We start from the raw sequence: 18,945 nt of genomic DNA, 5'->3' as shown, positions 1-18,945 counted from the left end.
CCTGACTACAAAACATATAATGGTTAATTTACCGGACATCATATCATTAGTCATGGGGAAATTAACACACTAATGAGCCGCATTTTACTATTGGTCGATCGCCACCAACAACTTAATTTGCCGATCGCCCACCTCAACACCGAGCATGAGGTGATCGTACTCGATCGCGCTTTAGATCCCAACTCTGAATTTCCCATTCCCCAAATCGCTTTTGACTTGTGCATTCTCGACGAGGCAAATTTCGATCGCATCGGGCCGCTGGTAGAATCATTAAAAGCTGCCGCCGAGCCGATATTTTTACCGTTTTTGCTTGTTAGTAAGTCCCAAACGCCTGCTCTTTTGGAGCAGCCATTTTCGCAGCAGGCAAAACAACTCGATCGCAGAATAGACGATTTGATAGTAAGTCCCGTCGAACCCACCCAACTGCACTTGCGGGTAGAGAATTTGTTGGCCCGCAGGCGACTGTCGCTAGAACTCCACAGACTTCAGGAAGTAATTAAAGAACAGACTTTTACAGAAAGTTTGTTAAAGGACTCGCTGCAAACGGCAAACGAAAACCTGCAACGGGAAATCGCCAAGCGGGCGGAGGTAGAAGCTGCACGGCGAGAAAACTCCTATCTCGACTTGCTGATGAATGCCATGCCAGATATTGTCTGCTTCAAAGATGGCGAGGGCAGGTGGCAGGAGGCAAATCGAGCGATATTGGAAGTGTTCGAGCTAGAAAAAATAGACTACCGCAGCCTCAAAGATTCTCAGCTAGGAGAACTCAGCAGTTTTTACCGGGAGGCCCTACAGGCGTGCGAGGTGAGCGATCGAGAAGCGTGGGAAAAAGGTACCCTTTCTAGAGGGGAAGAAATAATTCCCCGATCGGACGGTACTGTGAAAATCTACGACGTGATTAAGGTACCCGTATTTCACCCCGACGGCAGACGCAAAAGTATAGTGATTTTGGGTCGCGACATTACTCAACACAAGCAAACTAGAGACGAACTCGTGCGCTTGGCGTCGATTGTCGAGTCTTCCGACGACGGCATAGTCGGCAAAACCCTCGCCGGGACTATTCAGAGCTGGAACGCAGGAGCCGAGAAGATTTACGGCTACTGTGCCGCGGAAATTAAGGGCCAGTCGATCGAGATTTTAGCCATACCCGAACGCCCCAAGGAAATGCCTCAAATATTGGAAAATATTAGGGCTGGAGCCAGCATCGACCATTACGAAACCGTGCACTTGCGGAAAGACGGTCAACAAATAGATGTGTCCCTGACGATTTCTCCGATTAAAGACGCCACTGGAGCGGTAACGGGCGTTTCCACAATCGCTCGCGACATCAGCGACAGCAAGCGAGTCGAAAAAGCCTTTGAACAACTCCGCCACCAAACAGAAATGATTTTGTTCTCCGCAGGAGAAGGAATTTGCGGGTTGAACAAAGAGGGAAAAGTAACTTTTGTCAATCCTGCGGCGGTGAGAATGGCCGGGTGTGAATCGAAGCAATTGATCGATCGACCACTCTATGAAAGCTTACACCGTGTACAGGAAGAATGCTCAAAGGCGATCCAGCAACTCTCACCTGTAAAAGACATCAATTCAGGGTCTGAACCTATCCCACACTGCGCCGCACCGCAGGCGGGCAAACTGCTGCCGAACCGGGTAAGTTCTCAAATTTTAGCCACCTTGGAAGACGGAGAGGCGCGGCGCGTCACCGATGAGATTTTTTGGCGGCGAGACGGCAGCAGTTTTCCGGTTGAGTACGTTGTCGCTCCGATGCGAGAACAAGGCGAAATTATTGGAGCTGTGGTGACTTTTAAGGATATCACCGATCGGCTTGCCGTCGAGCGCATGAAAGATGAATTCATCTCTGTTGTCAGCCACGAACTGCGGACGCCCATGACCTCAATTCACGGCGCCCTCGGCCTCCTCAACAGTGGCCTGCTGGACGCTTACCCCCAGAAAGCTAAGCGGATGCTGGAGATTGCTGTCACTAACACTGACCGTTTGGTGCGCTTGGTCAACGACATCCTAGATTTAGAGCGGATGGAGTCGAGTTACAGCACTGCTATCAAACAAACTTGCAATGTGGCTGAGCTGATGTTGCAGGCGGCTGACGAGATGCAGGGAATGGCTCAGCAGGCGGGAATTACTCTGTCGGTGAAGCCTGTAGGGGCGCAATTGCAAGCTGTTCCCGATCGGCTAATTCAAGCCTTGACAAATTTACTCAGTAATGCTATAAAATTTTCTCCCTCCGGCGCTACAGTTTGGCTGAGCGGGGAGTTGAGCCACAATCTGGATTTGGCAGAAAAAGCAGCGCACAAGTCGGTGTCGTCTCCGTCTTTGTTATCTCCTGAGCCTGCCGCTGCACATCCGCACTTGCCAGTTCCGAGTTCGTGGTACATCGTGATTGCTGTGAAAGACCAAGGGCGGGGCATTCCGCCAGACAAACTGGAGATGGTCTTTGAACGCTTTCAACAGGTTGATGCTTCTGATTCTCGCCAGAAGGGAGGTACTGGTTTGGGGCTGGCTATTTGTCGCAGTATTGTGCAGCAGCACGGGGGGCGGATGTGGGTGGAGAGTGTTGTGGGGGAGGGCAGCACTTTTTTCTTAAGTCTGCCACTTCTCAGGGAGGGGGTTGCAACTGAAAGTTAATTATTACCCAGGTGTACCCAAAGTTACTGATTTTGTGCAGATTGTTTGTCGATGACTAGAGCAAACAATCTCAGCCTTTTCTGCAGTTTGGGGACAGCAGGCAAAAAGCGCGATTAGAGGTCGAAAAGCGGCTTTTTTTGGGTGGGATATTTTACAGCAACCGCGCCAGACGGTTAGGATGTTGTTAGTTGAAATCCTGCCGCTCGATTGCAACTTCGGTCTTCCTTGTTCCTTCTTTTTTCAACATCTGCTATACAGTTTTGAAAATTTACTGTAAAGTCCGATCGGCTAAAATAATTTGCTTTACAAAATATTCACATTTCCCCTCTAATCTGTGATCAGTTCTCATTTCTAAAAAAATGTTAATTTTGACTGCCAAGCGCATCTTGGTTATTGACGATGCGGAAGATATTCGGGAAGTAGCTCAAGTCAGTCTTGAACTGGTGGGGGGCTGGGAAGTCCTGACAGCGAGTTCGGGCCGCGAGGGTGTTGCTAAGGCTCTTGCCGAACAGCCTGATGCTATTCTATTGGACGTGATGATGCCTGACCAAGACGGGCCTACTACTTTTCTACAGTTACAAGCTAATAAGGCTACGCAGCATATTCCGGTAATTTTATTGACAGCTAAGGCTCTGGCTGGGGACAGGCGGATGTTCGCGGATTTGGGGGTGGTGAGCGTGATTGCCAAGCCTTTTGAACCGATGTTTTTGGCGGCTCAGGTCGCTGAGGCTTTGGGCTGGGAGCAAGAATAGATCGATCGCCCTTATTGAATTGTGCAGCTTTTCAAGCATTAGTTTTGCAGGCAAAGAGAGTTAAAAAAACTTGGTTTCTTTGGTATTGTGCCTCAGCTAGAATCCGGTCGATAGCACAGGATGTTTGTAGCGACTTAGGCACCGTACCTTTTGTCCTGTCCGCTTAAGACTAAAAACCTCAGTCCGGTATCAGTTTCAACCCTGTCCGTCTTGGGGTGAAATTGATACAAATTAGGGATGCCTAAGTCGCTATTTCTAGCATTCATTTAACCGAATTCGGCCTCAGCCATGAGTTCAGTATTCTTACTGATTTATCGGAAAAATATAAGCTAGCAGGAGTATTTTACTTTTTGTAACAACTCACTCGTCTTCATAAGTTCTTCAGGTTTTAGTTTTATGTTTAAGCAGAACGTCAGGGATCGCTCCTGACTGTTGGCAGACACATTGGGAGAAGACGACTATGCCCTCAGCTTACATTTTGCTACTAATAGTTTCTCTGGCAGCAGTCTGGGTTTACTGGCAAACCTCTCAAGATATTTTTGTTCTTGTGGCTTGGGCCGGTCTGGGTTGTTTTATTTGGGGTTTCTCTTGGGCTCCTTGGAGCGTTCAGCTTTTGATTGTGGTGTTACTGTTAGGCCTCCAAAAGTTCTACTTGCGCGAGGCTCAAAGCTGTGAGTGAAAGAGATTTTTGATTTTTGTGCCTGGAATTGAGATATGCAGGCATTCGTGAATCTCTCTAATGATTTGGTTATCGCTCCACATCTTCAAAAAAGGTTTAAAATATCATGAATAGTTGCCCTTGTTGCTCCTCTAAATTGCTCCGCCACGCTCGCCACAATCGCGTTTATTGGTTCTGCTCGCACTGCTGGCAGGAAATGCCGGATCTGTCGGAGATGATTTTACTTAACGGGGGGCGGACTCACAAACGCGACGGTTTGGTGAAGGTGGCGACTTTGACTCCTAAATTGAGGATGTTTGAGTCTGTAGAAATTGCTTAGTTTGCTGGAGTTAGTCTCGCGATAAATATTGAGACGGAAAAGATTTTTGATTGTCCCATCTGTTAGATTTGTTGATAAAAAATGCAAAAGCCCCTTCCGTGTGAAGTGAAGGGGACTTAATAGCGGGGGGGCTTTTGCACTTGTGATGGGGTCGATCGCCTAAATTTCAGCTATGGTATGCAGAAGAGCTGATTACATCAAACCGATTTGAGAGAGAATGCCTTGACCGGTGAGGAATTCGGTAGCTAAGCCGATAACGAAGCCCAACATTGCCAAACGGCCGTTCCAGGTTTCAGCAAACTCAGTGAAGCCAACTTTTGCGTCTTTGTTTTCCATAACCAGAAACCTCGTTTAATTTCAACCTTATGTAACTAAACTTAACACAGCAGTACAAAGTTTGCAACATATTTTTACATTTACTGTTCAAATGCCGGATATCAGCGGGATGGGCCCGCAGGGAGAGGGGCGATCGGGCGATCGCATCGGAGGCGAGAAACCCGGTTTCTTCTTGTATTTTTCGCGACTCGTCGTAAAATGTCGTAGAAACCGGGTTTCTGAGGTCAGGGCGCGTGGGTCGAAGGATATCAGAAAAATAATTTTTAGTTAATATAAAATAGCAAAAATGTAGCGACACTCCGCCTGGGGTGCCCCGGAAGAGCAAACCCTAATTGTTTCGCACACAGCATAATTCCGGGGCACCATGCAATCTGAATCTATTAGATGCGAAGGTATTTCACAAAAATACTCATCACCTCACCACTTTTAGCAGTTGGTAGCAGGGGACTCCAGACACCAACCTCAGCGTACCCGCGCGCGTGGAGTAGGTAAATTGTACTCCTGACAGCTTGGGGAGAACCTATCAGCAGATGTTTGAGGGGTTCTTTCTCAGGATTTGCTGCGTCGGGAGTTAGCTCTGACGCGGGAAGTTGAATGGCGTCGCTGCTGGAATTGGATAAAAAACTTTGTGTCACAGTGATTAAAGGCTTTTGCTAGTTGAGTGCTACATCCAAAAAATACAACACCAAGCCCGCTTGACACCAAAAATTTAGTGTAAATATTCCCCTATTTTTTTAGATTTGTTTTTGATTCGTTCTAGTACCTCCTCCAAAAAATCTTCATTTTTGCCAGCAACCTCTATCATCTCTCGCAGCGTGTCAGCGTATGACAAGGTACGCTTGTGGTGGTCTGGCATTTTTTCAAAACTCGGCCCCCACCGCTTGACGGCATCAATATTAACCCCTAAAACCTTTACCAGAAGCAGGTTGCAACGCGCTTTGTAGCCTCTGGCTTTTTCTTCTTCTTGTGTGGCGTGGAACCACCGACGGCAAAAATCCCAAGCTTCCATTGACTCACTCAGCCAGCTAAACCATTTGTCGCGTCGCGACGTTCTGCAAGTTCGCAACATAGGGTAAAAATTACACTGTTTTAGGATTATGGTATCATCCCATTTGGTGTAAAATTTCCCCTAATAGACTATAGCTGACAATTGATGCGACGATCGTGCAGAATGAAGTTCCGCTCGCACTTGGCAGACTTCCTCCGCAGCAGTCGATCGTTCGGGGCGATCGGCAAAAGATTATAAACTAATTAAATATAAGCCGGTTTATTGAAAAAATCCGCTTTTACGAAAAACTCACAACTCTGAATGTAGCAATAAGAAAGGCAACTAAAAACAACATATGGCTATTAGCAATCGCGAACGAGTTGACAGAGCTTTAAACCTCTTATGTCAGGGATTATATCCTTATCTTAAACAGGAAATGCAGGGAGTTTACAGCAATAGCTGGGAAAAAGAGGCTAAGTCCTGCTTACCTAAGCATAAACCATTAAAACAAAAATCAGCAGACAGTATTCTGAGTGAAGATGTTGCTATGCTGCTGTTAGTCATGTCAAAGCAGTGGGATAAAGTTTTCAACGAAAAGCTAAATTCTACAGAAAACGGCCTGGTAACTGAACTTATCCAAGTCCGCAACGATTGGGCACACCAAGTCCCATTTTCCACCGCTAACACCTATCGCGCCCTGGATAGTATTGCCCGACTACTAAAAGCTGTCTCCGCACCACAAGCCGATATTAAAGAAGCAGAAAAGCAACAGCAAGAAGTCCTGCAACTCCTGTCTCAAGAACACACTCGTCAAGAAAATCGCCATTTTTCTGCTGAAGAAGACGGCATTAGAGAAAGATTGAGCGATTTACTAAAACGGCTACCTTTTCAGGAAGCCGATCTGCTAAATCAGGCACTCACTCACCGCTCTTACCTTTACGAAAATCCTAAAGCAGTCAGCAAAGACAACGAGCTATTAGAATTTCTAGGCGATGCCTTGCTGACTTTTCTAAGTGGCCAATATCTCTACCGCCATTACTCAAATAAAAATGAAGGCGATCTAACTCGCCTGCGTTCCTTGTTGGTGGAAGACAAGCAATTGGCAAAGTTTGCTGCCGCCTTGAATATCGGCCAGTGGATGCTGCTAGGCAGGGGTGAAGCAACAAGTGGAGGTACTGCTAAAGAGTCGTTGCTCAGCAACACTTTTGAAGCAATTATCGGCGCATATTTTCTCGATTCTGGCATTGAGGCAGTCCGCGATTTTGTAGAACCGCTATTTACGCCAGTAGTGGAAGAACTTATTTCTTCGGGGCCAGAACCGAACTATAACATTCTTGTAGACCCAAAAAATCAGCTTCAGGAATGTGTACACCAGAATATCGGGCCAATTACCCCTCAATACATCACAATCCAGGAGGCCGGGCCAGATCACGCTAAAGAATTTACTGTGGAAGTGCGTATAAATGGACAAGTATACGGTCAAGGAAGTGGTCGCAGTAAAAAAGAAGGTGAAAAACGTGCGGCTGAAGACGCACTGAGAAAACTCAGGCTAATATAGAAACGTTTTCCATGCTATTAATTTCCCAGCAAGTCCAGACATCAAAATGTACAAACTTCCAAAATTTAAAGATGAATCGCTATTGCAACGCGCTTTAACCCACCGTTCCTATGTTAACGAACACCCAGAAGCAGGCGAACACAATGAGCGACTAGAATTCCTCGGCGACGCCCTCCTAGGTTATCTAGTTGGCGAAATCTTGTACAAGCACTATGAAGATTTTAGCGAAGCTCAATTAACTCGCTTGCGTTCTGGATTAGTCGATCAGGATCAGCTAGCAAAGTTTGCTGAGCAACTAGGTATAGGCAAGTTAATGCGCCTGGGAAAAGGGGCTGAAAAAGATAAAGGTCGCCAAAATCCCTCTTTGCTTTGCGATACTTTTGAAGCGATTATTGGTGCGTACTATCTCGACTCAACAATTACACCTGTCCGCGCCTTTGTTAAAAAGCTGTTTATTCCAGTTGCTGAGAGTATGGTTTACCCTGAGTCCGATGCAGGGCCAAAAAACCTTGTAGACTCTAAAAATCGATTTCAAGAGTGGGTTCTGGCAAAATTCGGTCAAAACCCCGAATATTCAATCATTGATGAGGAAGGCCCGGATCATGCCAAAGAGTTCACTGCTGAAGTGTATGTCAGCGGTAAAATGTACGGTGTTGGCAGGGGTCGTCGCAAACAAGATGCTGAGAAAAATGCTGCTGAAGATGCGCTAGCAAAACTGAAAAAACCCGGACTGATCTAAACTTGAAAACGCGGGTAAAAACTACTAGCTTTTTTGTGCGATACCGGCGTTGGCTAAGCCCTCGAAGACGATCGCCCGAATTGATTGCCAGAGCACACAATCGGCTATAATCAGGACTTGTGCAAGTGTTACCGCCGTCGATTGAGGGTTGCAATGGCAGAAATTCGTTGATGAGTGCCCGATTGTCGATCGTAATTTTGGGAAATATCAGAGCAATTCATGTCTACTCACAACCCGACTACTCTAACTGTTGAAGAAGCACAGCAAATCCTCAAAGATTTCACTTGTCTGGATATGCAATCTGTAGCATCGCCCCTGGAAAAAAAGGCACTCCGTCAAGCAATTTTGCTGGTAGCAAGTTTGTCGGATTATCAAATGTTGGGAGTGTGCGCTTCTTCGACGGATGAGGGGTTTTTAGCTTTAGAAGCTTATTTGAAAGCTTTGGGATATCAAGCTGTTTTAGATCCCAATGCTGTCTCGACCTTTGCTGGTTCGGTTTATATTAAGTTCAATACTTTGAAGGGTTCGTATTATGTTGACGGCTATCCCGGAACTTACCGGGGCGTTTTGATTTCGTGTCAATCTGCCTCAGAAGGTGGAGTTACTGGGACTTACGGTCATTTACCTCTCGATTTATTTGTTGATTAATTTGTCAGTAGCCAGCAGTCAGCAGTCAGTAGTCAGTAGTCAGTCGATCGATTAAATGGAATCAAAAACCGACTGAAAACATCCAGGATACAAGCCCCCGGATTCATCCGTGGGGTCAATGCTTCAATCTAAAATCTAAAATCTAAAATCTAAAATCGATTGACTGATGCACCTTACTAAGCTGTAAGTTACGTCAGTCGATCCGCCCTTCGATTCAGTTGAATCAAACACCGACTGACGCACCTTACTAAAATTAACCTTTACCAACGATCAATTCTGGTTCTTGTTCCGGTGCGATTCCTTCCGGCGGCAGTCCCAAAATATCGCTGTACAAGTGGACGTATTTCCGGGCCGAAATATCCCAGCTAAAATCTTCTCTCATGCCGCGCTGTTGCAGTTCTCTCCACTTATCTTTGTAGCGGAAACCTTCCCAAGTTCTGATCATGCAGGTGAACAAATCGAGGGGTTCGTAGCGATCGAAACAGTAACCTGTACCGGTATTGTCGATCGGGTTGTTGTGGGAAACGGTATCGACTAAACCGCCGGTGCGACGAACCATTGGCACGCACCCGTAGCGGAGGGCGAGCATTTGGCTAATGCCGCAGGGCTCGAAACGGCTGGGCATCAGGAAGCTGTCGCAGCCTGCGTAAACGCGCCGGGAGAGGGCCTCGTTGTAAAGTAGTTGGGTGGACATCCGACCGGGATAGCGGGCTGTCATTTGCCAGAGTTGGGTTTCGTAGTAGCGATCGCCCGTTCCAAGTACAATAAATTGAGAGTCGGTATAGGCCATGAACAGATCGAGCATTTGAATTATCAAATCCAATCCCTTCTGTTCTACCAGCCGCGTCACCATGCCGATTAAAAAAGCATTTTTATTCACTTCCAAACCGACTTCTTCTTGCAGCGCAATTTTATTAGCGGGGCGCTTTTCAATAGTATCAACACTAAATTGCTGATGGAGGTACTTGTCAGTTGCTGGGTTGTAAGATTCTGTATCAATTCCGTTCAAAATCCCCGATACTTTGCCACCGATGTAAGACAGCAAACCTTCCAAAGTTTCCCCATAAGCTGGGGTTTTGATTTGCTCGGCGTAAGTCGGTGAAACTGTATTTACTCGATCGGCAAACTGTACTGCGGCAGCCATTGTATTGTGACCTTGCATATACCAAGGACACCAAGTCATCTGCTCCAAACGCCAGCGCCACGGCCCTTGATAAGCTAAATTGTGAATAGTAAAAACCGTGCTGATATCGGGGTCTTGGCTCATCCAAACAGGTATCATCCCCGTATGCCAGTCGTGACAGTGGATAATTTGGGGCTTCCAATGATTCCAGGCAAATTCAGCCGCAGCATTGGCAAAGAAAGTGAACCTCCAATCTTCATCTACACCGCCGTAAACGCGGCGCGGCAAGAAAGATGGATGTTGCATTAAGTATAAAGGTACATCGGTTCCCGGCAAAACAGTTTCAAACACCGAGAAGCTTTGAAACATGGCAGCCCCATCCCAAACAGGTTTTTTGGGAACGTCCATTTTGTCGGGAACGAAACCGTAGTAGGGCATGAAGATGCGGACATCGTGTCCCATGCGCCGCAGAAATTTAGGCAAAGCGCCGACGACATCGCCCATACCGCCCACTTTGGCGAGGGGTGCTGCTTCGGCGGATACAAATAAAATACGCATTATTTTTTTGTGTTCCTTGAGATTGTTAGTCTAGATTAAGTTTAAATGGCGAGTGGCACAATATTAACGCGCCTGCCAAAAACAAGTATAAATCTGAGTTGCTGTAGCGATCGCAGTTTACTCAAGAATGCGATCGCCCTTTTTCCATCGGCGTCGCTGTGCGGTGGAAAAAAGAGCGATCGCCCCTACTCTCCTCCCGCGATAATTTTCACGATCTAATCAAATTTATCTGTCACTTTCTGAGGGACGGTAAACATCAAAAATTGTATGCAGTCTGCTCACCTTTACGCATTAGTAAAACTGCCCCCAAAGCCATGAGTATGTAATTAAGGAAATAGCGATCGCCTTTTTCATCCCCTCTGAGAAAAAGAGCGATCCTCTTCTGCAAGCTTCGCCAAGGCCCGAATCACATATTACGGACAACGGGAGCATCTCAATGAAAGCAGCCAATGGAGTTTTCAGGCAGGAGGAAAGGAGAAGAAGGAAGGAGCCAGAAGAAGAGTTTTTACAAATATGAGCTCCTCCCCGGACAACTCTTGACTAATTCTGAGAATTGTCCTCAAAAGTCTCCTCAAATCCCGCTAGAAAATCATCCAAAGCTTCAGAGGCGATCGCCAAATTAATATTATCAGCATCTTCCCATCCCCACGTATTCACCCCAACCACTTGACCTGCCATATTAATCAGTGGGCCACCGGAATTTCCAGGATTAATCGCCGCATCAGTTTGCAACACCTTCACCTCGCCCACATCATCTTCGTCGTCATCGGTTTCTTCATATTCTTCGGGTTCGCGAATTGCACTCACAATACCTTGAGTTACAGTTGAAGCAAACTGCCCCAAAGGATTGCCCACAGCAATTACTCTATCTCCCACTTTCACATCAAAAGACAACTCTAGGGGAGGATATTCTTGGGGAGAATCCACTTGTTCCCCTGTGTTCGGGTCGAAGGTAAAATCGCTAATTAAGAGTAATGCTAAATCTTCTTCAGCATTACCTGTAAACACCACCTCTGCCAATCTCAATTTTCCGTCGTGAGTTTCGACTAAAACCTGTTCGATTTCATCTTCTTCATAGAAGTAATCTTGATCTGCAATATCTTCTACAACGTGATAGTTCGTGACAATTATATCCGGCGATACAAAAAAACCGCTTCCTGAAGAAATCTCTTCTTCTGTATCCCAATCCATGACGTAAATTGACACAAGCGACGGCAAGACTTGCTCGACTACATCCGACAAATTTCCTGGTTGAGTTTTTAACTCTTTCAATTGCTTCTGCAAAGCTTGTTGGTCGGCCTGCATTTTGCTATATAGTTGCTGAACCTTTTTCAACTCCAGCTTTAATTGAATTTCTCTAGCGCTCATATTGGGCTTTTACCTGAAATAAATTGCTGATTAATTTTGGATGTTTGATTGTAGATTGTGGATGGGTAGGTTAAGAATTATAGGACTTAGGAAAAAAACCGGTTTTTACCATAAATCTTGGGCTATACAGCTAGACTTACATCAGAAACCGGGTTGCTTAACACCCGTGCGGAGCGTCCTAAATTAGTCCGATATTTTTGAAATCTATCGCGCAATTCCTACCTAAAATCCCATCAAAAATCTACAATCAGACTGCTACTCTATCTGTTTTGCCGCGAAACGCCTAGTATTTTTATTATTGTACAAAAGGCGATATATCGCATCTAAAAGCATTGACAAAGAGATGCCACTCGGTTTTAGGAATCGCGTTGAACTTGGGCAAATATTTCCTCCAAAATTTCACTAGCACCCTGTTGGCGCAGGCGGTGAGCGAGGTCAATTCCGATCATTTCAGCAGTGTCGGCGGCGCCGGAAACAGTATCTTTGACGAATCGCTTGCCGTCGAGACTCGATACCATTCCGGTTAAGGTTAATTGACCGTTTTCTATTTTGGTATTGACGCCGATCGGCACTTGACAGCCACCTTCTAATTCCCGCAGAAATGCGCGTTCAGCATAACATCTTTGGGCGGTTTCCGAGTGTTCGAGAGCTTTAATCACGGCCATGATTTCTGTGTCTCCGGCGCGGCATTCGATGCCCAAAGCACCTTGTCCGACGGCGTGAAGGGAGATATCAGCCGGGATAATTTGGTGGATGCGATCGCCCATTCCCAATCTTTCGAGGCCGGCAACTGCTAAAATAATCGCGTCGTAACCGCCCTCATCTAATTTAGCGAGTCGAGTATTGAGATTGCCGCGAATATCTTTAAATTCAAAATGAGGGAAATGATGCCGAAGTTGAGCCAGCCGCCGTAGGGAAGAAGTGCCGATTACTGAACCTTCTGGGAGGGTATCTAGTTGCTTGTCTTTATGCTTGGAGTGAACTACCAGGGCGTCAGCGGGATTTTCCCGTTCGGTGACGCATCCTAAAATTAAACCTTCGGGCAAATTGGTAGGCAAATCTTTGAGGGAATGAACGGCAAAGTCCGTTTCATTGTTCAGCATTCCCGTTTCTAATTCTTTGGTGAAAAGTCCTTTATCGCCAATTTTAGCGAGGGCGACATCAAGAATTATGTCCCCTTGGGTGGACATGGTGTGGACTTCAAAAGTGTGTTCCGGGAAGTGTTTCTGTAGCTGTTCTTGCACCCAGTGGGTTTGCACGAGAGCGAGTTGGCTTTTGCGGGAACCGATGCGAACGGTTCGGGAAGGGGCAGATGTGGTTGGGGACATAAGATCGATCGGAGGATAGCTTGAAATCAGCCAATATATTCACCTGATCTAGCGTACCGCAGGTGGGGACTTTAATTGCTGGTTGGGATAATTCGGGCGATAAAATAGAAATACCAGATTTTGACCGCCTGTTTGAAAAAAGGACGCAACGGTAGGCAAGCTCCAAACCTTTACATAATAAGCCCTTGCCAATCTAAAATCTAAAATCTAAAATCGTATGACCGCCAGTAGCAGTGAGTCTTGATGATGTTTCCCATCCAGCATTGCCCGTTGCTGGCACGGGGGCGATCGACATTCCGAAGCAAAGGCTGCGGGCGATGTACGATTTACCTAGGGTCGAGCCGGATGAACCTGGTTGACATGAGGAGTTAGCTTAGCTGGAGAGAGAAAGAATTAGCTCAAAGGTTGCGGGATTTGGAGAGAGAAATGTAGTGGGAAGGGGAAAAGGGCGATCGTACTTCTAAAGCCACCAAATAGCTTAGCATCAAAAGTGAATTTGTCAAATTACTCAAATCCTAAAACTATGAAAAGTGCTCTTGATGTGGCTCGTTACTTTTTATGCCGTGTCGATCGAGAAGCAGGCGATACCATTTCTGGGCTGAAACTGCAAAAGCTGGTGTATTATGCACAAGCTTGGAGTTTAGTCTTTAGAAGCCAGCCACTATTTCATCAAGATATTGAAGCTTGGGTTTCCGGCCCAGTTGTCCGCGATGTTTGGCATGAGTACAAAGCTTACAAATATAGCGATATTCCGGCTCCCGATAATTTTGAAGAAGAATTCGAGGAAGATGAAATCGAGGTTCTCGAAGAAGTTTGGAATGCTTATGGAGAATTAAGTGCTAAACATCTTGCAGAATTGACGCAATCAGAGACACCTTGGCTCAACGCCCGCCAGGGATTAAAACCTGCGGAAACATCAACTAAAATCATCTCCCGCGAGGATATGAAATCCTGCTATGCACCTTTGGTGGAGGCGTAACTGCAGCTTCCTTGACAAAAGGTCGATCTACCTTTTAGCCCTCAGCTACGGCAATCAATAACTGAACTTCAATTCCTAAAGTCCGAGCACTGCGAGCCAAAGCTTCATCGCCAGTCACCAAAAGCAACTGATTAGAACTTGCTACTGCTAAATGCAGTGCATCTAAGGTACGCAACGCTACTTCAAAGCGGGTAATCCAATCGCGAGCTAAATTGTAATGAATTGGCTCTAAGGGGATGCGAGTATAAAAATTTTCATCCAAGTCAGTTTGAAAATTGTTGGCTATTTGTCTTGCCTCTTCTGGAGAAATTTCCCTCATTCGCAATTTGCGGGCAACTGCTGAAAACAGTTCCACCTCAACTAATTGACTTAGTGCAGGTGTGTCTTCAATCCTCAGCAATTCATCAACAGCATCGCTGAGAGCTTCTGGTAAATAGAAGGGGACAAGAACGCTGGTATCTATATAAATCAATACCGTGCTTCCTCCCTTAGCCTAATGACTGTTGCACTCATTGGCTCGCCCTTGACATTAATGGAGTTTCGGAATGCTTTACGCCTAGCTAACCGCTGCTCCTTGGATAGTGGCGGGACTACGCGAGCTACTACTTGGCCTTCCTGTACGATCGTCACTTCTTCTCCCAAAGCCACCTTTTCCAAGATAGCTTGCAGACTCTGCTTGGCTTCTTCAACGCTAATCGCAGGCATCTCATTAGTTTTTTAGGTACTTTTTCATTGTACAGCAACGGGATATTTAATGCGAAAAAGGTCGCGCGTACCCTTTCCCTTCCCCACCAAAATTTAACGTTGCCCTGCTTGAAGTGCAGAATTTGCTATCTGCACAACTTCTTGCTGCCGTGCGTTTTTCCTTGTGACTCGGTACAGCACCCCCAGTCTTTGCCACTCCACAAAAGCAGTGCAGTAAGCACCGCAATTATTGAAATAAATCCCCCTGAATCCGCCTGCCAATTCAACGCTTCTGTAAGTATCCTGCGGCAATTGCGAAGGAGGCGAAAACGGTTCATTTCTTTTAGCTTCGATTGTGCCGAAATAACAAGCTCCCGCACGGCATCCTTTGCCTAAATACATTCCCACAATGTAACCTTGGACCCCCGCTTGCACATCAAAATCAAGTTGCTGAATGTCAGATAAAGGAAGTCTACTCGGAAGAAAAACAGGCACTCGCGTTTTGCCTTTGATTTGTCTAAAAATGTCACTCGCAGGAAAACGACTGTTAGCTTGGTTGGCACCTGAATTATCGGGGATTGGGGGAAACTTTTGCACAAAATCCCTCCACTGCAAAACTCTATTTTTAGCAATATTAAAAGTGGGAATAGAGTATTTTTCTAGCGCAAAAGAAGGGCGACCATTTTTCAGGTTGAAGCTGCGGCGAATCACTGTAATTTCTGGTTTGCCTAACCCGTAAGCTGTGGCTATGGAACGGGCGAGATTGCAGCTAATTTTGAAGCGTCCCATCTCAATATTGCCATTTTCCGCTTGATAAGACCAATTGTAACCCTCAGAAGCACGATCGCGATCGCACAGAAAATGAGAAATCTCAAACATCTTGGCAATATGAACATCGTACAACCGCAACTTGCGACTGTCGGCAGATTTTGCAGTGTTGCGATCGGGTACAATAAATTGTATCGGTTGCCAGCTATCTTCAGGGGAATAATTAAACCAGCGGATTTCTGTAATCGGGAGTTCAGTCCTTGCTAACGCTGAGTTTGGTGTCAAAGGTGCGTGAAGCGAAGCTATCCCGTTTCCCGCAGGGGTTCCCGAAGGGTAGGGAATCGTAAAAGCAGTCACCACACCAGCAAAAATCGCCGCAAATAGCCATCTTCTCCTCATCCTGATTTCCCCCGAAGTAGGTCAGCGCAAAAAAAACAATAGCATCTTGTAAGGGGCGAGTGCGAGTTAAGATATATCATACAATAACGGTAAGGTGCGCCCTTACGCACCCTACATATAGAAGTTGTGTGTCCCCGACTGCAAAACTTAACGCTTCCCAGCTTTAATAGCAGAATTTCCTATTAAAATTAAATCCGATTCCCGTCCGTTCTTAATGGCGACGGTATACATAAAACCCTGAGTTTTCCACTCAAGAGTTGCTGTGCAGTAAGCCCCGCAACCGTTATGAAAAACTCCTTTCACTCCGCCCGCCAGTTGCACATTTTTTAACGTCTTAGTTACCCCTTCTAGTTTTGTAGTAAACTCCCCGCCTTTTTGACCTTGAATTGACCCAAAAGTGCAAACTGTCGTACCGCCACAATCGGGTTTATAGTCGATTGAAATACTATAGCTGTTTGCTTGTGCTGTAGTTGGATAGTACATTTTTTGCGAAACCGGAATCCTGCTGGGAATAAAAATAGGCACTTGCGTTTTGCCTTTTAACTTTCGCAAAATTTCATTTACCGGAAACGCAGTGCCTCCTTGAGCAATTTGTGTTGTTCCCGATTGTCGCTGCGACAATTGCGAAGAGCCAAAAACAACCGAGGGAGGTACTAAAGCAGTCAATACACAAGTAGAAGTCGCCAACATTAATAATTTCTTCTTCACGGTCTTTTCCCTTAATATTCCAAAAGTTTAGTTGGGCGGCGAGCCGCATTCACGTATGTACAACCATAATTCAAAATACAAAATTAACACTCGCTTTTCCGGGAGAAGTGTTTTTTGACTATCTTGACAAGGTTGCCAGAATATGAAGTCATATATAATATAGAGAAGGCGAGCAATTTAGGAGTCGATTGTGGAACTGCAAGAGTATTTGCGCCAGCACGGATTGGAAACTTTGTCCGAAACTTATCATATTAAAGTTACCCGCCACCGCCAATATCCCGATTTAGTCTGTCTGAAATACTCGCAGATAGAATCTCCCCTGGGCGAAAAAATAGTGCAGCAGTGCCGAGGCATTATTTTAGATTCATCTCAAGATTGGCAGATAGTTTCTTATCCCTACAACAAATTTTTTAATTACGGAGAAATTCACGCTGCTGTAATTGATTGGACAAATGCCAAAGTTTACCAAAAACTAGACGGTTCTCTGACTGTACTGTATTTTTACAAGGGAGAATGGAGAGTGCAATCTAGCGGCACTCCCGACGCCGCCGGCGAAGTTAATGGTTTTGGGTTCAGCTTTGCCCAACTTTTTTGGAAAGTCTGGCAAGAATTGGGATATCAATTGCCACAAGAAACCGACCAGTGTTTTATCTTTGAGTTGATGACGCCTTACAATAGAATAGTTGTCCAGCAACAAAACAATCAAATCGTGCTGCACGGGGTTCGCAACACTCAAACGCTGCTAGAAACCGACCCGAGTATTTGGGCAAATAAATATGGCTGGGAATTGGTCGCATCCTATCCTTTAACTAGCTGGAAAGAAGTTATCGAAGCGGCTCAACATTTAGATCCGATGGATTCGGAAGGATATATTATCTGCGATGCTAACTTCAACAGAGTTAAAGTAAAGTCGCCGCAATATGTCGCTATTTCCCATCTCCGCGAAGGGTTTTCGACCCGCCGCCTGATAGAAATTGTTTTAGCTAATGAAGGAGAAGAGTTTTTAGCTTATTTTCCTGAGTGGAGTGAGTTGTATCAACAAGTTAAGGACAAATATCAATCTTTGGTTGAAGAAATCGAGGCAGCTTACCGACAGCACGAACATATCGAAGTTCAGAAAGATTTTGCTTTAGCTGTGAAACATTTGCCGTATTCCGGGATTTTGTTTTCTTTGCGGGCCCGAAGAGTTGCGGGGGTGAAAGAAGCTCTCCGTGATGTTACTATCCATAAAATAGAAGAGTTATTGGGTTTAGATTACATCCATTTAGGTTTGTAGAAGAAGGAAGGCACGACACGGATTTTGACACGGATACACGGATTAATTATCGAGTGTGAGGCAGATGTTGAAGGAAGAGGGAAGAGGGAAGTTCGGCAACGAGCAATGTACGGGATGTAACGGATGTAACGGATGTAACGGATGGAATGAAGAGGTAAGTATTTAAACAATGCCCAATGTCCAATGCCCAATGCCCAATTACCAATTACCAATTACCAATTACCATGAAAAGAGTTATTGTACTTGTCGGTTTACCTGCTTCGGGAAAATCTCAATTTGCTAGGGAATTGCTGCTGTCGGAACCTGCAAAGTGGGTGCGTAGCAATAAAGATTTGCTCAGAGAAATGGCTCACGCTTCTCATTGGTCGCCGGCGAATGAAAAGTTTATTGTGCAGTTGAGAGATACGATTATTTTGATGGCTTTGGAAAGCGGCAAGCACGTCATTGTTGATGATACTAATTTTGGCCCTCACATTGAGCATATTAAGGAGTTGGTTAAAGGTAAAGCTGTTGTCGAAGTTAATGATTCTTTCTTGCAAGTTCCGGTTGAGGAATGTATTAAACGGGATTTGAAAAGGCTTAATTCTGTGGGCAAAGATGTGATCATGAAGATGTACAATAAGTACGTGCGGGTTCCCGTTTTGCCGCCGGAATATAACCCGGATTTGCCGGATGCAATTATTGTTGATATGGACGGTACGCTGGCACTTCTCAATGGCAGAAATCCTTTTGATGCTTCGACGTGCGATCGCGATTTGCCCAATCAGCCCGTCTTAGATACCGTTCGCAAGTGGCAGTCCAGCGTTAATATTATTGTAGTGTCGGGCCGCACAGATGACTGTCAGCCTCAAACGGAAAAATGGTTGCTGCAGTACGAGGTTAATTATGCCAGTCTTTATATGCGGAAAACCGGAGATATGAGGAAGGATTCGATTATTAAAGAGGAGTTCTATAGGCGACATATTGAAGGAAAATATAATGTTAAGTTTGTGTTGGACGATCGCCAGCAAGTTGTTGATATGTGGAGAGGCTTGGGATTGACGGTATTCCAAGTAGATGAAGGGGATTTTTAAGGCAGGGTTTGTTGGTGGGGGC

The 18,945-nt window shown here is 45.6% G+C and carries 23 protein-coding genes; 13 read left to right on the top strand and 10 right to left on the bottom strand.

Annotated elements, in window-relative coordinates; translation table 11 throughout:
- Positions 1 to 72: 72 nt before the first annotated feature.
- From QUB77_RS03205 to QUB77_RS03190, 4 genes are all read left to right on the top strand, one after another.
- A complete protein-coding gene (locus QUB77_RS03205) occupies positions 73 to 2,640 on the top strand; it encodes a PAS domain S-box protein (RefSeq protein ID WP_333172849.1) in 2,568 nt (855 codons plus the stop codon).
- A gap of 359 nt (positions 2,641 to 2,999) precedes the next feature.
- Positions 3,000 to 3,392, top strand: coding sequence for a response regulator (locus QUB77_RS03200; protein WP_190655560.1), 393 nt, complete (start codon positions 3,000 to 3,002; stop codon positions 3,390 to 3,392).
- Positions 3,393 to 3,852: 460 nt separating this feature from the next.
- The gene (locus QUB77_RS03195) at positions 3,853 to 4,071 is read left to right on the top strand and encodes a hypothetical protein (RefSeq protein WP_333172851.1); all 219 of its coding nucleotides are present in this window, start codon (positions 3,853 to 3,855) and stop codon (positions 4,069 to 4,071) included.
- Positions 4,072 to 4,177: 106 nt separating this feature from the next.
- Complete coding sequence (locus QUB77_RS03190; RefSeq protein ID WP_333172855.1) at positions 4,178 to 4,390, top strand: hypothetical protein; 213 nt, start codon at positions 4,178 to 4,180, stop codon at positions 4,388 to 4,390.
- 192 nt (positions 4,391 to 4,582) lie between these two features.
- On the opposite strand, the gene QUB77_RS03185 is transcribed toward QUB77_RS03190, so the two are convergent.
- Positions 4,583 to 4,726, bottom strand: a complete 144-nt coding sequence (locus tag QUB77_RS03185; RefSeq protein WP_015176459.1) for a chlorophyll a/b-binding protein — start codon at positions 4,724 to 4,726, stop codon at positions 4,583 to 4,585.
- Positions 4,727 to 4,787: 61 nt separating this feature from the next.
- Here QUB77_RS03185 and QUB77_RS03180 point away from each other — a divergent pair, with 61 nt between their 5' ends.
- A complete protein-coding gene (locus tag QUB77_RS03180) occupies positions 4,788 to 4,997 on the top strand; it encodes a hypothetical protein (protein ID WP_333172860.1) in 210 nt (69 codons plus the stop codon).
- A gap of 109 nt (positions 4,998 to 5,106) precedes the next feature.
- Here the strand turns inward: QUB77_RS03180 and QUB77_RS03175 are convergent, their stop codons facing one another.
- A complete protein-coding gene (locus QUB77_RS03175; protein ID WP_333172862.1) occupies positions 5,107 to 5,361 on the bottom strand; it encodes a hypothetical protein in 255 nt (84 codons plus the stop codon).
- Positions 5,362 to 5,435: 74 nt separating this feature from the next.
- Entirely contained in the window at positions 5,436 to 5,795 is a 360-nt protein-coding gene (locus tag QUB77_RS03170; RefSeq protein WP_333172864.1) for a hypothetical protein, read from the bottom strand.
- A gap of 274 nt (positions 5,796 to 6,069) precedes the next feature.
- Here QUB77_RS03170 and rnc (QUB77_RS03165) point away from each other — a divergent pair, with 274 nt between their 5' ends.
- From rnc (QUB77_RS03165) to QUB77_RS03155, 3 genes are all read left to right on the top strand, one after another.
- Positions 6,070 to 7,272: a ribonuclease III gene (gene rnc / locus QUB77_RS03165; protein ID WP_333172866.1), complete on the top strand. Its 1,203-nt coding sequence runs from the start codon at positions 6,070 to 6,072 to the stop codon at positions 7,270 to 7,272.
- 46 nt (positions 7,273 to 7,318) lie between these two features.
- A complete protein-coding gene (rnc, locus tag QUB77_RS03160) occupies positions 7,319 to 8,011 on the top strand; it encodes a ribonuclease III (protein WP_333172869.1) in 693 nt (230 codons plus the stop codon).
- 219 nt (positions 8,012 to 8,230) lie between these two features.
- Entirely contained in the window at positions 8,231 to 8,659 is a 429-nt protein-coding gene (locus QUB77_RS03155; RefSeq protein WP_333172872.1) for a DUF1824 family protein, read from the top strand.
- A gap of 253 nt (positions 8,660 to 8,912) precedes the next feature.
- On the opposite strand, the gene glgA is transcribed toward QUB77_RS03155, so the two are convergent.
- Positions 8,913 to 10,340, bottom strand: coding sequence for a glycogen synthase GlgA (glgA, locus tag QUB77_RS03150; RefSeq protein WP_333172874.1), 1,428 nt, complete (start codon positions 10,338 to 10,340; stop codon positions 8,913 to 8,915).
- Between the two features lie 45 nt (positions 10,341 to 10,385).
- On the opposite strand from glgA, the gene QUB77_RS03145 reads away from it, so the two are divergent.
- Positions 10,386 to 10,559, top strand: a complete 174-nt coding sequence (locus tag QUB77_RS03145; RefSeq protein ID WP_333172876.1) for a hypothetical protein — start codon at positions 10,386 to 10,388, stop codon at positions 10,557 to 10,559.
- 321 nt (positions 10,560 to 10,880) lie between these two features.
- Here the strand turns inward: QUB77_RS03145 and QUB77_RS03140 are convergent, their stop codons facing one another.
- The gene (locus QUB77_RS03140; protein WP_333172878.1) at positions 10,881 to 11,708 is read right to left on the bottom strand and encodes a trypsin-like peptidase domain-containing protein; all 828 of its coding nucleotides are present in this window, start codon (positions 11,706 to 11,708) and stop codon (positions 10,881 to 10,883) included.
- Between the two features lie 356 nt (positions 11,709 to 12,064).
- Positions 12,065 to 13,036, bottom strand: a complete 972-nt coding sequence (gene hemC, locus QUB77_RS03135; RefSeq protein WP_333172881.1) for a hydroxymethylbilane synthase — start codon at positions 13,034 to 13,036, stop codon at positions 12,065 to 12,067.
- Positions 13,037 to 13,269: 233 nt separating this feature from the next.
- Here hemC and QUB77_RS03130 point away from each other — a divergent pair, with 233 nt between their 5' ends.
- Together QUB77_RS03130 and QUB77_RS03125 are read left to right on the top strand one after the other, a co-directional pair.
- Complete coding sequence (locus QUB77_RS03130; protein ID WP_333172884.1) at positions 13,270 to 13,395, top strand: hypothetical protein; 126 nt, start codon at positions 13,270 to 13,272, stop codon at positions 13,393 to 13,395.
- Between the two features lie 164 nt (positions 13,396 to 13,559).
- A complete protein-coding gene (locus tag QUB77_RS03125) occupies positions 13,560 to 14,015 on the top strand; it encodes a type II toxin-antitoxin system antitoxin SocA domain-containing protein (RefSeq protein WP_333172887.1) in 456 nt (151 codons plus the stop codon).
- Positions 14,016 to 14,049: 34 nt separating this feature from the next.
- Here the strand turns inward: QUB77_RS03125 and QUB77_RS03120 are convergent, their stop codons facing one another.
- From QUB77_RS03120 to QUB77_RS03105, 4 genes are all read right to left on the bottom strand, one after another.
- Entirely contained in the window at positions 14,050 to 14,487 is a 438-nt protein-coding gene (locus QUB77_RS03120; RefSeq protein WP_333172890.1) for a type II toxin-antitoxin system VapC family toxin, read from the bottom strand.
- On the bottom strand, positions 14,484 to 14,720 hold the full coding sequence (locus QUB77_RS03115; RefSeq protein ID WP_333127586.1) for a type II toxin-antitoxin system prevent-host-death family antitoxin: 237 nt from the start codon (positions 14,718 to 14,720) through the stop codon (positions 14,484 to 14,486). Before QUB77_RS03115 ends, QUB77_RS03120 begins: the two co-directional genes overlap by 4 nt.
- Positions 14,721 to 14,813: 93 nt before the next feature.
- Positions 14,814 to 15,866: a hypothetical protein gene (locus tag QUB77_RS03110; RefSeq protein WP_333172894.1), complete on the bottom strand. Its 1,053-nt coding sequence runs from the start codon at positions 15,864 to 15,866 to the stop codon at positions 14,814 to 14,816.
- 147 nt (positions 15,867 to 16,013) lie between these two features.
- A complete protein-coding gene (locus tag QUB77_RS03105) occupies positions 16,014 to 16,574 on the bottom strand; it encodes a hypothetical protein (RefSeq protein WP_333172896.1) in 561 nt (186 codons plus the stop codon).
- Positions 16,575 to 16,764: 190 nt separating this feature from the next.
- On the opposite strand from QUB77_RS03105, the gene QUB77_RS03100 reads away from it, so the two are divergent.
- The gene (locus QUB77_RS03100; protein WP_333172898.1) at positions 16,765 to 17,850 is read left to right on the top strand and encodes a T4 RnlA family RNA ligase; all 1,086 of its coding nucleotides are present in this window, start codon (positions 16,765 to 16,767) and stop codon (positions 17,848 to 17,850) included.
- 224 nt (positions 17,851 to 18,074) lie between these two features.
- Positions 18,075 to 18,923 carry a phosphatase domain-containing protein gene (locus tag QUB77_RS03095; RefSeq protein WP_333172901.1) on the top strand — a complete coding sequence of 283 codons (849 nt, stop codon included), beginning with the start codon at positions 18,075 to 18,077 and terminating at the stop codon, positions 18,921 to 18,923.
- The last annotated feature ends 22 nt before the right edge of the window (positions 18,924 to 18,945 follow it).

Origin of the sequence: Microcoleus sp. AT9b-C3 (assembly GCF_036705485.1) — a bacterium.
In the GTDB taxonomy this organism is placed as follows: Bacteria; Cyanobacteriota; Cyanobacteriia; order Cyanobacteriales; family Microcoleaceae; genus Microcoleus.
Note: the sequence above shows the minus strand (reverse complement) of the source record. Positions and strands in the feature narration are given on the sequence as shown.